The sequence below is a fragment of the Pseudomonas putida genome (assembly GCF_002025705.1).
Classification (GTDB): domain Bacteria; phylum Pseudomonadota; class Gammaproteobacteria; order Pseudomonadales; family Pseudomonadaceae; genus Aquipseudomonas; species Aquipseudomonas putida_J.
Genome location: NZ_CP018846.1, coordinates 1,183,183 through 1,195,314, shown reverse-complemented (window position 1 = coordinate 1,195,314; position 12,132 = coordinate 1,183,183). Strand labels below are relative to the sequence as shown.

Annotated in this window: 13 protein-coding genes and 1 pseudogene; 8 read left to right on the top strand and 6 right to left on the bottom strand. The window is 62.9% G+C overall.

Annotated features, from left to right (window positions below):
• The first annotated feature begins 24 nt into the window (after window positions 1-24).
• The 3 genes from BUQ73_RS05495 (at window position 25) to BUQ73_RS05485 (ending at window position 1,625) form a co-directional block, all read left to right on the top strand.
• Window positions 25-585, top strand: a complete 561-nt coding sequence (locus BUQ73_RS05495) for a Smr/MutS family protein (RefSeq protein ID WP_027919524.1) — start codon at window positions 25-27, stop codon at window positions 583-585.
• Between the two features lie 70 nt (window positions 586-655).
• The gene (folE, locus tag BUQ73_RS05490; RefSeq protein WP_027919525.1) at window positions 656-1,201 is read left to right on the top strand and encodes a GTP cyclohydrolase I FolE; all 546 of its coding nucleotides are present in this window, start codon (window positions 656-658) and stop codon (window positions 1,199-1,201) included.
• A 58-nt stretch (window positions 1,202-1,259) separates the two neighbouring features.
• Window positions 1,260-1,625 (top strand): glutaredoxin, encoded by a 366-nt coding sequence (locus tag BUQ73_RS05485; protein ID WP_079226989.1) that lies wholly within the window; start codon window positions 1,260-1,262, stop codon window positions 1,623-1,625.
• Window positions 1,626-1,786: 161 nt separating this feature from the next.
• Here BUQ73_RS05485 and BUQ73_RS05480 read toward each other — a convergent pair whose 3' ends face one another.
• Window positions 1,787-2,389, bottom strand: coding sequence for a glutathione S-transferase family protein (locus BUQ73_RS05480; RefSeq protein WP_079226988.1), 603 nt, complete (start codon window positions 2,387-2,389; stop codon window positions 1,787-1,789).
• Between the two features lie 146 nt (window positions 2,390-2,535).
• Here BUQ73_RS05480 and BUQ73_RS05475 point away from each other — a divergent pair, with 146 nt between their 5' ends.
• Window positions 2,536-3,732: a benzoate/H(+) symporter BenE family transporter gene (locus tag BUQ73_RS05475; protein WP_079226987.1), complete on the top strand. Its 1,197-nt coding sequence runs from the start codon at window positions 2,536-2,538 to the stop codon at window positions 3,730-3,732.
• Between the two features lie 251 nt (window positions 3,733-3,983).
• Here BUQ73_RS05475 and BUQ73_RS28890 read toward each other — a convergent pair whose 3' ends face one another.
• From BUQ73_RS28890 to BUQ73_RS05460, 4 genes and pseudogenes are all read right to left on the bottom strand, one after another.
• Window positions 3,984-4,688: a methyl-accepting chemotaxis protein gene (locus tag BUQ73_RS28890; RefSeq protein WP_416171817.1), complete on the bottom strand. Its 705-nt coding sequence runs from the start codon at window positions 4,686-4,688 to the stop codon at window positions 3,984-3,986.
• Window positions 4,689-4,892: 204 nt separating this feature from the next.
• Window positions 4,893-5,069, bottom strand: a pseudogene (locus tag BUQ73_RS28885) (hypothetical protein); the annotation flags it as partial.
• Window positions 5,070-6,084: 1,015 nt separating this feature from the next.
• The gene (locus tag BUQ73_RS05465; RefSeq protein ID WP_079226985.1) at window positions 6,085-6,912 is read right to left on the bottom strand and encodes a lipopolysaccharide biosynthesis protein; all 828 of its coding nucleotides are present in this window, start codon (window positions 6,910-6,912) and stop codon (window positions 6,085-6,087) included.
• 80 nt (window positions 6,913-6,992) lie between these two features.
• Window positions 6,993-7,754 (bottom strand): SDR family oxidoreductase, encoded by a 762-nt coding sequence (locus BUQ73_RS05460; protein ID WP_079226984.1) that lies wholly within the window; start codon window positions 7,752-7,754, stop codon window positions 6,993-6,995.
• A gap of 316 nt (window positions 7,755-8,070) precedes the next feature.
• Here BUQ73_RS05460 and BUQ73_RS05455 point away from each other — a divergent pair, with 316 nt between their 5' ends.
• From BUQ73_RS05455 to BUQ73_RS05445, 3 genes are all read left to right on the top strand, one after another.
• Complete coding sequence (locus tag BUQ73_RS05455; RefSeq protein ID WP_079226983.1) at window positions 8,071-9,072, top strand: NADP-dependent oxidoreductase; 1,002 nt, start codon at window positions 8,071-8,073, stop codon at window positions 9,070-9,072.
• A 57-nt stretch (window positions 9,073-9,129) separates the two neighbouring features.
• A complete protein-coding gene (gene kdsA / locus BUQ73_RS05450) occupies window positions 9,130-9,972 on the top strand; it encodes a 3-deoxy-8-phosphooctulonate synthase (RefSeq protein ID WP_079226982.1) in 843 nt (280 codons plus the stop codon).
• Window positions 9,973-10,175: 203 nt separating this feature from the next.
• The gene (locus tag BUQ73_RS05445; protein WP_079230486.1) at window positions 10,176-11,006 is read left to right on the top strand and encodes an undecaprenyl-diphosphate phosphatase; all 831 of its coding nucleotides are present in this window, start codon (window positions 10,176-10,178) and stop codon (window positions 11,004-11,006) included.
• 57 nt (window positions 11,007-11,063) lie between these two features.
• Here the strand turns inward: BUQ73_RS05445 and pyrF are convergent, their stop codons facing one another.
• On the bottom strand, window positions 11,064-11,765 hold the full coding sequence (gene pyrF, locus BUQ73_RS05440; protein ID WP_060508910.1) for an orotidine-5'-phosphate decarboxylase: 702 nt from the start codon (window positions 11,763-11,765) through the stop codon (window positions 11,064-11,066).
• A gap of 182 nt (window positions 11,766-11,947) precedes the next feature.
• Here pyrF and BUQ73_RS05435 point away from each other — a divergent pair, with 182 nt between their 5' ends.
• Window positions 11,948-12,115 (top strand): DUF2897 family protein, encoded by a 168-nt coding sequence (locus BUQ73_RS05435; RefSeq protein ID WP_016500979.1) that lies wholly within the window; start codon window positions 11,948-11,950, stop codon window positions 12,113-12,115.
• The last annotated feature ends 17 nt before the right edge of the window (window positions 12,116-12,132 follow it).

Sequence of the window (12,132 nt, the reverse complement as noted above, 5' to 3'; positions counted from 1 at the left end):
CTACGCCGCCCACGTGGAGGCAGCATGCAAGACGACGATTTTTCCCTGTTCAGTGCCGAAGTGCGCGGCGTCAAGCCGATCAAGCACGACCGCGCCGATGTGGGCAAGCCGAAAACTGACCGCAAGCAACTGGCCGGCCTGCGCCAGGCGGCGACCATCCGCAGCGACCAGGCCCTGGTCATCGACGGCCTGTCCGACCAGTTCGTCATCGACGTCGGTGCCGAAGACGAGCTGATGTGGCGCCGCGACGGTGTGCAGGAAAGCCAGATCCGCAAGCTCAAGCTCGGCCAGATCGCCTTCGAGGGCAGCCTCGACCTGCATGGCATGAGCGTGGAGAAGGCCCGGGAAACCCTGTGGGCCTTCATCGCCGAAGCCACCAAACTCGAAGTACGCTGCGTCCGGGTGACCCACGGCAAGGCCGCACGCCTGGACGGCAAGCGCCCGATGATCAAGAGCCACGTCAATACCTGGCTGCGCCAGCACCCGCAAGTGCTCGGTTTCACCTCGTGCCAGGCCCGCCATGGCGGCACCGGCGCGGTGTATGTAATGCTCAAGCGAACCATGATGGAAGGCCGCGACGAGTAACGCCGTGCTTGCAGCGCCGCCCGCTCCGCCGTACCCTTCATTTTTGCGATTTTTACCCACAGGTAGATACATGTCCCTGGAACAGAACTACACCGAGATCCTCAGCCAACTTGGCGAGGACGTCTCCCGTGAGGGCCTGCTCGACACGCCCAAGCGGGCTGCAAAGGCCATGAAGTACCTTTGCCGCGGTTACGAGCAGACGCTGGAAGAAGTCACCAACGGCGCGCTGTTCACCTCCGACAACAGTGAGATGGTGCTAGTCCGGGACATCGAGCTGTACTCGATGTGCGAACACCACATGCTACCTTTCATCGGCAAGGCCCACGTGGCCTACCTGCCCAAGGGCAAGGTCCTGGGCCTGTCGAAGGTTGCGCGCATCGTCGACATGTTCGCCCGCCGCCTGCAGATCCAGGAAAACCTCAGCCGCCAGATCGCCGAGGCCGTTCAGCAGGTGACTGGCGCCGCAGGCGTGGCGGTGGTCATCGAAGCCAAGCACATGTGCATGATGATGCGCGGCGTTGAAAAGCAGAATTCGACCATGCTCACTTCGGTGATGCTGGGTGAGTTCCGCGAGAACGCCTCGACTCGTGGCGAGTTCCTCAGCCTGATCAAGTGATCGGCGCATGTTCCGAGCCGGCCCCAAGGGGTCGGCTTTTTCATTTCAGGAGTAGCCCATGATCGTCAAAGCCCTGCGGGTCGGCCTCGGCCAGCTCATCGTTTTCGGCGACTGGATCAGCCGCCCGGCCAAGCAGAAGCGTGATGCGGCGGCCCAGGCGCGTGTCGAGCAGGAGGCCAAGGGCCTCGCGCTGTACCAGTTCCATGCCTGCCCGTTCTGCGTGAAGACCCGCCGCACCCTGCACCGCTTGAACGTGCCGGTGGCATTGCGTGATGCCAAGAACGACGACGTGCATCGCCAGGCCTTGCTCGAAGGTGGCGGCCGGGTGAAAGTGCCGTGCCTGCGCATCGAGGAACAAGGCAAGGTGACCTGGATGTATGAATCCAAGGCCATCATTGCCTATCTGGACAAGCGCTTCGCGTAAGCCCTGCGCGGCCCTTGTAGGAGCGGCCTTGCGTCGCGAAAGGGCTGCAAGGCAGCCCCAGCAATAGTGGCACCGTCGCTGAAATTCCGGGGTCGCTCTGCGGCGCTTTCCGACCGGTCCGGCGCCCCGGCAAGGCCGCTCCCACAGAAGGCGGTCCTGCCTTACTCGACCATCGGCACATGCCGAGGATGGCTGGCCACCCGCGCCAGCCACTCGCGCACTGCCGGGTAATCCGTCAGGTCAAAGCCACCCTGATGCGCCACATGGGTGTAGGCATACAACGCCACATCGGCGATCGAGTACTGGTCCCCGACCAGATACGGCGTCATCTGCAACTGCCGCTCCATAACCCTCAACGCCTTGTAACCGCCCTTGTGCAGCTTGCGGTATTCCTCCACGCGCTCGTCCGGCAGCCCCAGGTAGAACTGGATGAAGCGTGCCACGGCAATGTATGGCTCATGGCTGTACTGCTCGAAGAACTGCCACTGCAGCACCTGGGTTCGCAGGCGCGGCTCGCTGGGCAGGAATTCGCTGCCATCGGCCAGGTAGTTGAGGATGGCGTTCGATTCCCACAGGCAGGTACCGTCGTCAAGCTTGAGCACCGGCACCTTGCCGTTGGGGTTCATGGCCAGAAACTCAGGCGTTTCGGTCTCGCCCTTGAGGATATCCACCGCCTGCCATTCATACGGGCGGTCGAGCAGGCTGAGCATCAGCTTGACCTTGTAGCAATTGCCCGACTGGTAGTCACCATACACCTTGAACATCGCCCCTCCCCTCCCATGCAGTTACGCGAACTTGCCCAATAGTTGGCGACTGTACGGCTAAAAGCAATGCCTGCTGTATGGCAAAGATCAATCCGGCCCGCGTTAGTCTGAAAAAACTGCTTACACATGGACAAGGACCCAACCCAATGACCGATGCCACCTCCGCACGCCTGCGGCCCCTGGCAGACAGCTCACCGTCGGCGGTGGTCGCCGGCTTCATCGCCATGCTCACCGGCTATACCAGCTCGCTGGTACTGATGTTCCAGGCCGGCCAGGCGGCCGGCCTGACCAGCGCGCAGATTTCTTCGTGGATCTGGGCGCTTTCGATCGGCATGGCGGTGTGCAGTATCGGCCTGTCACTGCGCTATCGCACCCCCATCACCGTGGCCTGGTCGACTCCCGGTGCGGCGCTGCTGATCACCAGCCTGGGTGGCGTCAGTTACGGCGAGGCCATCGGTGCCTACATCACCTGTGCGGTGCTGGTGGTGATCTGCGGCCTGACCGGCAGCTTCGAGCGGCTGGTCAAGCGCATTCCGGCGTCCTTGGCATCGGCCTTGCTGGCTGGGATCCTGTTCAAGATCGGCAGCGAAATCTTCGTTGCCGCACAGCACCGTACCCTGCTGGTACTGGGCATGTTCTTCAGCTATTTGCTGGTCAAGCGCCTGTCGCCGCGCTACTGCGTACTGGCCGCATTGCTGGTGGGCACGGCACTGTCCGGCGCCCTCGGCCTGCTGGACTTCAGCGGCTTCAAGCTGGAGGTGGCTACTCCAGTGTGGACTACGCCAAGCTTTTCGCTGGCCGCGACCATCAGCATCGGCATTCCACTGTTCGTGGTGGCGATGACTTCGCAGAACATGCCTGGCGTGGCCGTGCTGCGTGCCGACGGTTACCAGGTACCCGCCTCGCCGCTGATTTCAGCGACCGGATTCGCCTCGCTGCTGCTGGCACCGTTCGGCTCGCACGGGGTCAACCTGGCGGCCATCAGTGCGGCGATCTGCACCGGGCCGCATGCCCATGAAGACCCGAGCAAACGCTATACCGCAGCGGTGTGGTGCGGGATTTTCTATGGCATTGCCGGCACCTTCGGCGCCACCCTGGCGGCATTGTTCGCGGCGTTGCCGAAGGAGCTGGTGCTGTCGATCGCGGCGCTGGCGTTGTTCGGTTCGATCATGAACGGGTTGACCGTGGCCATGAGTGAGGCACGGGAGCGGGAAGCGGCGCTGATCACCTTCATGGTGACGGCTTCGGGGTTCACCCTGTTCTCGATCGGCTCGGCGTTCTGGGGGATCGTGGCGGGGGTGCTGACCTTGCTGATCCTCAATCCGCGAGGTGTTCGGCAGTAGATCGGTGTCGAGATTGAGACCGAGCGCCGCCCGCGCGGCGCATCGCGGATGAATCCGCTCCTACATCTGTTTCGTGCCAGTGTGTCCTGTGCCAGAGGGGCTGCCACCTCGATATTGAAAGGTACGAACACGCGGACAGCGGTGACCTCACAGGCGCGATGGGCCCGAAAAAGATGTAGGAGCGGATTCATCCGCGATGCGCCGCGCGGGCGGCGCTCGACCTCCCCCCCGCAAACTCTTGCGCCAGCCCCTCACAATCTGAAGTGGCCGACCATGCCTTTGAGGTCACTGCCCAGCTGAGCCAGCTCGATACTGGACCGGGCATTGTCCTGCATGGCCAACGCCGCCTGGTCGGCGCTGCCACGGATCTGCGTCACGCTGCGGCTGATTTCCTCGGCCACCGAACTCTGCTGTTCGGCCGCCGCGGCAATCTGCTGATTCATCTGCTGGATCAACGACACCGCCACCGCGATGCTGCCCAGCGCGCTTTCGGTCTGTAGCGCATCGGCCACGGCCAGGCGCACCAGCTCGGTACTGCCACGGATCTGCGCCACCGACTGCTGGGCATTGCCACGCAAGCTGGCCACCAGCCGCTCGATTTCCTCGGTCGACTGCCGGGTACGCCGGGCCAGCGCCCGTACTTCGTCGGCCACCACCGCAAAACCACGCCCCTGCTCACCCGCCCGGGCCGCTTCGATGGCCGCGTTGAGCGCCAGCAGGTTGGTCTGCTCGGCAACACTCTTGATCACCTCCAGCACATCACCAATGGTGTGGATCTCGGCACTCAAGCTGTCGATGCCGGCGCTGGCGGTGTCCGCTGCCGTTGCCAGTTGCTCGATGCGCTGCATGCTCTCGCGCACCACGCGCTGGCCGGCGTCGACCTTGTCATCGGCCGCCTGCGCTGCCTGCGCCGCTTCTTCGGCATTGCGCGCCACATCATGCACGGTGGCAGTCATCTGCTGCATGGCGGTAGCCACCTGCTCGGTCTCTTCCTTCTGGCTGCCGACTTCGCGGTTGGTCTGCTCGGTCACTGCCGACAACGCCTGGGCGCTGCCCGCCAGCTGCTCGATACCTTGCTGCAAGCCGCTGACCACGCCAGACAACCCGGCAGCCATCTGCTGCATGGCCTGCATCAACTGACCGACTTCATCCGTGCGCGGCGCTTCGTGCTCCATGCTCAACTCGCCAGCGGCAATGCGCTGGGCACGGCCTATCACGCGCTTGAGCGGGCCGACCACGGCACGGGTGATCAACCAGGCGGCAAGGATGCCCACCAACAACGCCAGCCCGGTTGCCAGCGCAATGGCCACGCTGTTGCGCGCCAGTTCAGCCTGCATGGCCTGCTGATCGACGGCATAGGCCTGGTCGACCCGGCCCGTGACCTGCTCGGCACGCGCCTGCAACTGAGCCTTGATGCCTTGCTCCTTGCCCAGGAGGTCGGTGTATTCGTTGAGCTTGTCGGAGAAGCTGGCAATGTGCCCGGCCACCTCGCCGAGCACACTCTGGTAACCCGCGTCATTGACGCCGGCCTTGAGTTGCTCGACCAACTGCGCCGCCTCGACCGTCTGCGCGATACGGCCCTGGGCGTCGCTCTCCTCGCCTTTGCGGCTCTTGTCCAGGCGCACCCGTGCCTCGTCCATGGCCTGCAGCATCAGCCGCGACACCTGCGCCACCTGCCCGGCCTGTTCAAGGAACTCACTCCCTTGCTGGCCCTGGGACTGTTTGAGCGTGTAGGCGGCATCATCGGCCAGGCCGGCCTGCAGCACATCGAGGTTGTTGGCCACGCTGGACACCGACCAGCTGGCCATGTCCAGCGCCAGCTCCTTGGCCTGCACCGCCTCGACGAAAGCCTCGAAGGCCTGGCCATAAGCCGCCAGGTCAGCCTCGGCCGCAACCAGCGCCGGCAGATTGCGGGCGCGCTCGGCAAGGTTCTGCAAGCCGCTGCGCAAAGCCTCGGCCTCCTTGATGTCGGAGCGCAAGGCAAAGGCCTGCTCGTGCTGGCGCAACCGCAGCAGGTCGGTATTGAATTGGCCCAGCTGGCGCAGGCCGTCGAAACGCTGGCCAACGCCATGCAGCGCCGCAATGCCAATGGCTGCCACCGCTAGGGTCAGCAGCAACACCAGGGCAAACCCCAGACCCAGTTTGCGGGCCATGCCCAGGTTGGCCAGAACACCGTGCCTGCTCGCCGCCATCGCCGATCCCCCTCACCATGCATGGTTTTGCCAAGGGCCAAGCGTGGCAACGTTTTTGCCCTGCTAACAAGGGGTTGGCGCCAAAATGGTGTCAAATGGCTATGAGCTTGTCGCTATCAGCAAGCTGAAGGTCGCCTTGCGTGCTGAAGGAAGAAAGCCGTCACGCGGGGTGGCTGCACATGAAAGCCTGAGGCGCGTTACCCTGGATCATCGCCCGGGCCTGGTCGAGGGTGACCTTGGGGATGATCGCATCCGGGATTTTCGAGGTGGCAGACAGGTTGTAGACGGCAAAATGTTCATCGACAACCCGGTCGGCCATCAACTTGAGCGAGGGCAAGATGCGCCGCTCAAAGGCTTCATCCAGATGGCAGCGCGACACCGCCTGCCCCGGGCCCTCGTAGAAGCGCCCCACCGACTGGTCGAGGTCCACACCCACCAAAAAAACCTGATTGAAACCCAGGTGACAGGCAAGCTGCAGCGCCGCATAGGCCACCGTGCGTGCATCGAAAAACCCTTGGGACAGGTCTTTGCTGAAGCCCACCGAACGCGAGCGGCTACCCCAGATTGCCCGGCTGCGCACGAGTTGCGGGCCGGCATTGAACAGCGCGTCGTACAGGCCCGAGCGAGCCGCCTTGGCCAGCGGGAAGATCTGCGCCTCGCAGGTTACCGGCAGCCCCTCGACCTCACTCGGCCAGATCGCCAGGCGCTTGCTAAGCCGTACAGCTTTTGCGTAAAGCTCAGGCTGCTGGTGCGCAAACCCGGTGTCGGTGCACACATAAAAATACGGGCGCACACCATGTTCCGCGAACATCGAGATCGCGCCGTTGACGGTGATCATCGGCACGCCCGCGAAGCGCTGCAGTGGAAAGCCCTTGGCAGAGGCTCCCGATGCAACGATGAACACGGGCCCTTCGGCGATACCCCGGCACGCCTCGAAATCCGATATCGAGGCTTGGCAGCCGGTTTTTTGGGCGCTGACTGTCTCCATGTCGCTTTCCAAAAATTGAAGAGCATTAGTATACACAGCTAATAAGCAAACTAACTATGCACGGGCTTGGATCCTGCGGGTCAGATCGCAGTCGCCCCTCCATCCACTGTCAGACTATGGCCGGTGGTGAACCCCGCCCCGTCACTGCACAGATACAACACCGCACTGGCCACTTCTTCGACTTTGCCGATTCGCCCCACCGGGTGCATCGCAGCGGCAAATTCGGCCTTGCGTGGGTCTGCCTCGTAGGCACGGCGGAACATGTCGGTGTCGATCACCGCCGGGCACACGGCATTCACCCGGATACCTTTCTTGGCATATTCGATGGCTGCCGATTTGGTCAGGCCGATCACCGCATGCTTGGAGGCGGCGTAGATGCTCATCTTCGGTGCCGCGCCCAGGCCCGCCACCGAGGCGGTGTTGACGATCGCCCCGCCCCCCTGGGCAAGCAGCAGCGGCAGCTGATATTTCATGCACAGCCACACGCCTTTGACATTGACACCCATGATGGCGTCGAACTCCGCCTCGCTACCCTCGGCAAGGCGGCCTTTTTCGATTTCGATACCGGCATTGTTATAGGCGTAGTCCAGGCGTCCATAGGCCTCGATGGCGCGCTCATGCAGCTGGCGCACCTGGGCGTCCTGGGTCACATCACAGGCCACGAACAGCGCTTCGCCACCCGCTTCACGAACCAAGGCCACCGTGGCCTCGCCACCGGCCGCGTCGAGATCGCTCACTACTACCTTCAGGCCTTCGCGGGCAAAGGCCAGTGCCGTCGCCCGGCCGATACCTGCCGCACCGCCGGTGACCAGGGCTACCTGGCCGGAAAAGGTCATGCTCATCGTCTGCTCCAATCATGAGTCCCTGTGGGAGCCGCGCTTGCCGGCGATCGAGGGCGCAGCCCTCGCCCGGGCCAGCAGGGTTTTCGCAACGTCCGAAACCTGGGGCCGCTGTGCGGCCCATCGCCGGCAAGCGCAGCTCCTACAGGGATCGCGCCGGCTTCCAAATTTCTGGGCAGAGTCTAGTCAGCCCACCGCCCGGCTGGGCAGCATCATCAGGGCAACGGTTGAGCTACCATGCTTACCAGTGATTTTGCGGACCAACCTGCATCAGCAGGTTAAATTGACCGCTGTGCCTCATCGCCTACAAGGACCTGCCATGACCCAGACCAACCGCCGCTTCCTGCTTGCCAAACGCCCGGTCGGCGCCGTGCGCCGTGACGACTTCACCTTCGAGACGGTACCTGCCGAAGCCCCAGCCGCCGGCCAGATCCAGGTACGCAACCTCTACCTGTCACTGGACCCGGCCATGCGCGGCTGGATGAACGAAGGCAAGTCGTACATCCCGCCCGTTGCCCTGGGCCAGGTGATGCGCGCCTTGGGCGTCGGCGAAGTGGTCGCCTCCAGCCACCCGGACTACAAACCCGGTGACCATGTCAGCGGCGCCCTCGGCGTGCAGGACTACTTCACCGGCGAGCCGCAGGGCCTGCACAAGATCGACCCCAGCCTCGCCCCGCTGCCCCGCTACCTCTCGGCTCTGGGCATGACCGGCATGACCGCCTACTTCGCCCTGCTCGAGGTTGGCCAGCCCAAGGCCGGCGACACCGTGGTCATCTCCGGCGCGGCCGGCGCGGTGGGCAGCATCGTCGGCCAGATCGCCAAGCTCAAGGGCTGCCATGTGGTCGGCATCGCCGGTGGCGCGCAGAAGTGCCAGTACCTCAAGGACGAACTGGGCTTCGACGGCGTAATCGACTACAAGGCCGAAGATGTGCTGGCCGGCCTGAAGCGCGAATGCCCCAAGGGCGTCGACGTGTACTTCGATAACGTCGGCGGCGAAATCCTCGACGCCGTGCTCACCCGCATCAACTTCAAGGCGCGCATCGTCATCTGCGGCGCCATCAGCCAGTACAACAACAAGGAAGCCGTCAAAGGTCCGGCCAACTACCTGGCGCTACTGGTGAACCGCGCCCGTATGGAAGGTTTTGTGGTGATGGACCACGCCAAGGACTATGGCAAGGCCGCGCAGGAGGTGGCCGGATGGCTGGCCACCGGCAAGGTCAAGAGCAAGGAGGACGTGGTGGACGGGCTGGAGACGTTCCCCGAGACCCTGCTCAAGCTGTTCAGCGGGGAGAACTTCGGCAAGTTGGTGTTGAAGGTGTGAGTCTGTAAGATTGGCTATCGCCACTGAAACCAGTGACTGGGATTTGCAGAGTAGACCATGATCAAGATCACCCCCACCATCGAGTGCTCCAACACCGCCCCGTTCGTCCTCTTCGGCGGCATCAACGTGCTCGAGTCCGAGGACCTGGCCCTGACCGCCTGCGCCGAGTACGTTCGGGTTACCGAAAAGCTGGGCATCCCTTACGTGTTCAAGGCCAGCTTCGACAAGGCCAACCGCTCCTCGATCCACTCCTACCGCGGCCCGGGCATGGAAGAAGGCCTGCGCATCTTTGAGAAGGTAAAGGCCGAGTTCGACGTACCGATCATCACTGACGTGCATGAAATCTACCAGTGCGCGCCAGTGGCCGAAGTGGTTGACGTGCTGCAACTGCCAGCCTTCCTCGCCCGCCAGACCGACCTGGTTGTGGCCCTGGCCAAGACCGGCAAACCGGTCAACATCAAGAAGCCGCAGTTCCTCAGCCCTTCGCAGATGCAGAACATCGTGCACAAGTTCAAGGAAGCCGGTAACGACCAGCTTATCCTCTGCGACCGCGGCACCTGCATGGGCTACGACAACCTGGTGGTCGACATGCTCGGCTTCGGCGTGATGAAGCGCACCTGCGACAACCTGCCGATCATCTTCGACGTCACCCACGCCCTGCAGAACCGCGACCCGTCCGGTGCAGCCTCCGGCGGCCGTCGCGAGCAGGTGGTCGACCTGGCCCGTGCCGGCATGGCGGTTGGCCTGGCCGGCCTGTTCCTGGAAGCCCACCCAAATCCGGACCAGGCAAAGTGCGATGGCCCGAGCGCCCTGCCGCTGGACAAGCTGGAGCCGTTCCTGGCGCAGATCAAGGCACTGGATGACCTGATCAAGGGCTTCGCCCCGCTGGTTATCGCTTAAGTCAGCGTACTGCAAGACAAGGGGGCCGATATGCAGCTGCATATCGGCCCTTTTTCTTACCGCCGTTACAACCCCACACACAACAATGTGTGGTTGCTCTGTTAGCATCCCGCTCGCGCAAAAACTGCGCTGCCTGAGCCGGTAATCGTAAGCAAATCAAGAATATGAGCCTCGCAATCAGCCAGGTTCCAACGGGGGAAGAAATGGATTTATGGACGGCCTTCCAGGCTATCATCCTGGGCGTGGTTGAAGGGCTTACGGAGTTTCTGCCGATTTCCAGTACCGGGCACCAGATCATCGTGGCCGACTTGATCGATTTCGGTGGTGAACGCGCGATGGCGTTCAATATCATCATTCAGCTGGCAGCGATCCTGGCAGTCGTGTGGGAGTTTCGCGGCAAGATCCTCGAAGTGGTGTTCGGCCTGACCAGCCAGCCAAAAGCGCGGCGCTTTACCGGCAACCTGTTACTGGCATTCATGCCGGCGGTGGTGCTGGGTGTGCTGTTCGCCGACCTGATTCACGAGTACCTGTTCAACCCGATTACCGTGGCCACGGCACTGGTGATCGGTGGCGTGATCATGCTCTGGGCTGAACGCCGTGATCACAAGGTGGCTGTCGACCATGTCGACGACATGCGCTGGACCCATGCCCTGAAGATTGGTTTCGTACAGTGCCTGGCGATGATCCCAGGTACCTCGCGCTCTGGCTCCACCATCATCGGCGGCCTGCTGTTCGGCCTGTCGCGCAAGGCAGCCACCGAGTTCTCGTTCTTCCTGGCGATGCCGACCATGGTCGGTGCGGCGGTGTATTCGGGCTACAAGTACCGCCACCTGTTCGAGCCAAGCGACCTGCCGGTGTTTGCCATCGGTTTCGTGACTTCGTTCATCTTCGCCATGATCGCCGTGCGCGCGCTGCTGAAGTTCATCGCCAACCACAGCTACGCGGCTTTTGCCTGGTACCGCATCGCCTTCGGGCTGCTGATCCTGGCGACCTGGCAGTTTGGCTGGATCGACTGGTCGACGGCCCACAGTTGATATCAAGATTTGAAAACGAAAAAGGGCTGCATCGCAGCCCTTTTTTGTTGATGCGGTTTAGCCGCGTATTTCAGCGACCACCGCGGCCAGTGCCTGGGCCGGGTCCGCCGCCTTGCTGATCGGGCGGCCGATCACCAGGTAATCCGAACCGGCGTCCAGCGCCTGGCGAGGCGTGAGGATCCGGCGCTGGTCATCCAGGGCGCTACCGGCCGGGCGAATGCCTGGGGTCACCAGTTGCAGGCCTGGATGCGCAGCTTTCAGGGCTGGCGCTTCCAGTGCCGAGCATACCAGCCCGTCCATGCCGGCCTTTTCGGCCAGTGCCGCCAAGCGCAACACCTGCTCCTGCGGGTCGACATCCAGGCCAATACCCGCCAAGTCTTCACGCTCCATGCTGGTCAGCACGGTGACGCCGATCAGCAACGGCTGCGGGCCGCTGCGCTTGGCCAGCTCTTCACGGCAGGCCGCCATCATGCGCAGGCCGCCGGAGCAGTGGACGTTGACCATCCAAACACCCATTTCCGCGGCAGCCTTCACGGCCATGGCGGTGGTGTTCGGAATATCGTGGAACTTGAGGTCGAGGAACACCTCGAAGCCCTTCTCGCACAGGGTCTCGACAATGCCTGCAGCACTGCTGGTGAAAAGCTCCTTGCCCACCTTCACCCGGCACAGGGCAGGGTCGAGCTGGTCGGCCAGCTTGAGGGCGGCGTCACGGGTGGGGAAATCCAGGGCGACGATCAGGGGCGTCTGGCAGGCGGACATGGTCAAGGTCTCTTTGGTAATTCGTAAACGGCGCGCATTGTAAACGAAGTGAGCATGCCTTGGGGCCCACGGACCATCAGAATTGGCCCAAGCGGTTACGGCTCCTATAATTGAACCAACGGATAAGGCCGCCGCTCAAATTTTATACAAGCGAAGCCCCCAAAGCCCATAGGAGAACGACAATGCCCTGGTATGCCTGGCTGATACTCATCATAGCCCTCGGCTCGATCGTGGGCGGGCTGATGATGCTGCGCGATACGGCGAAGAAGCTGCCGCTGACGGATGAACAGCTGCGCAAGGTGCATGAGCGCAATGCCGAGGCGGATGCCAAGGATGCGCAGGATCGGTAGATTGCCGGCGATGACGC

Coding starts and splice junctions, on each gene's coding strand:
- BUQ73_RS05495 (WP_027919524.1), top strand. CDS start 25: ATGCAAGACGACGATTTTTCCCTGTTCAGTGCCGAAGTGCGCGGCGTC.
- folE (WP_027919525.1), top strand. CDS start 656: ATGTCCCTGGAACAGAACTACACCGAGATCCTCAGCCAACTTGGCGAG.
- BUQ73_RS05485 (WP_079226989.1), top strand. CDS start 1,260: ATGATCGTCAAAGCCCTGCGGGTCGGCCTCGGCCAGCTCATCGTTTTC.
- BUQ73_RS05480 (WP_079226988.1), bottom strand. CDS start 2,389: ATGTTCAAGGTGTATGGTGACTACCAGTCGGGCAATTGCTACAAGGTC.
- BUQ73_RS05475 (WP_079226987.1), top strand. CDS start 2,536: ATGACCGATGCCACCTCCGCACGCCTGCGGCCCCTGGCAGACAGCTCA.
- BUQ73_RS28890 (WP_416171817.1), bottom strand. CDS start 4,688: ATGACTGCCACCGTGCATGATGTGGCGCGCAATGCCGAAGAAGCGGCG.
- BUQ73_RS05465 (WP_079226985.1), bottom strand. CDS start 6,912: ATGGAGACAGTCAGCGCCCAAAAAACCGGCTGCCAAGCCTCGATATCG.
- BUQ73_RS05460 (WP_079226984.1), bottom strand. CDS start 7,754: ATGAGCATGACCTTTTCCGGCCAGGTAGCCCTGGTCACCGGCGGTGCG.
- BUQ73_RS05455 (WP_079226983.1), top strand. CDS start 8,071: ATGACCCAGACCAACCGCCGCTTCCTGCTTGCCAAACGCCCGGTCGGC.
- kdsA (WP_079226982.1), top strand. CDS start 9,130: ATGATCAAGATCACCCCCACCATCGAGTGCTCCAACACCGCCCCGTTC.
- BUQ73_RS05445 (WP_079230486.1), top strand. CDS start 10,176: ATGGATTTATGGACGGCCTTCCAGGCTATCATCCTGGGCGTGGTTGAA.
- pyrF (WP_060508910.1), bottom strand. CDS start 11,765: ATGTCCGCCTGCCAGACGCCCCTGATCGTCGCCCTGGATTTCCCCACC.
- BUQ73_RS05435 (WP_016500979.1), top strand. CDS start 11,948: ATGCCCTGGTATGCCTGGCTGATACTCATCATAGCCCTCGGCTCGATC.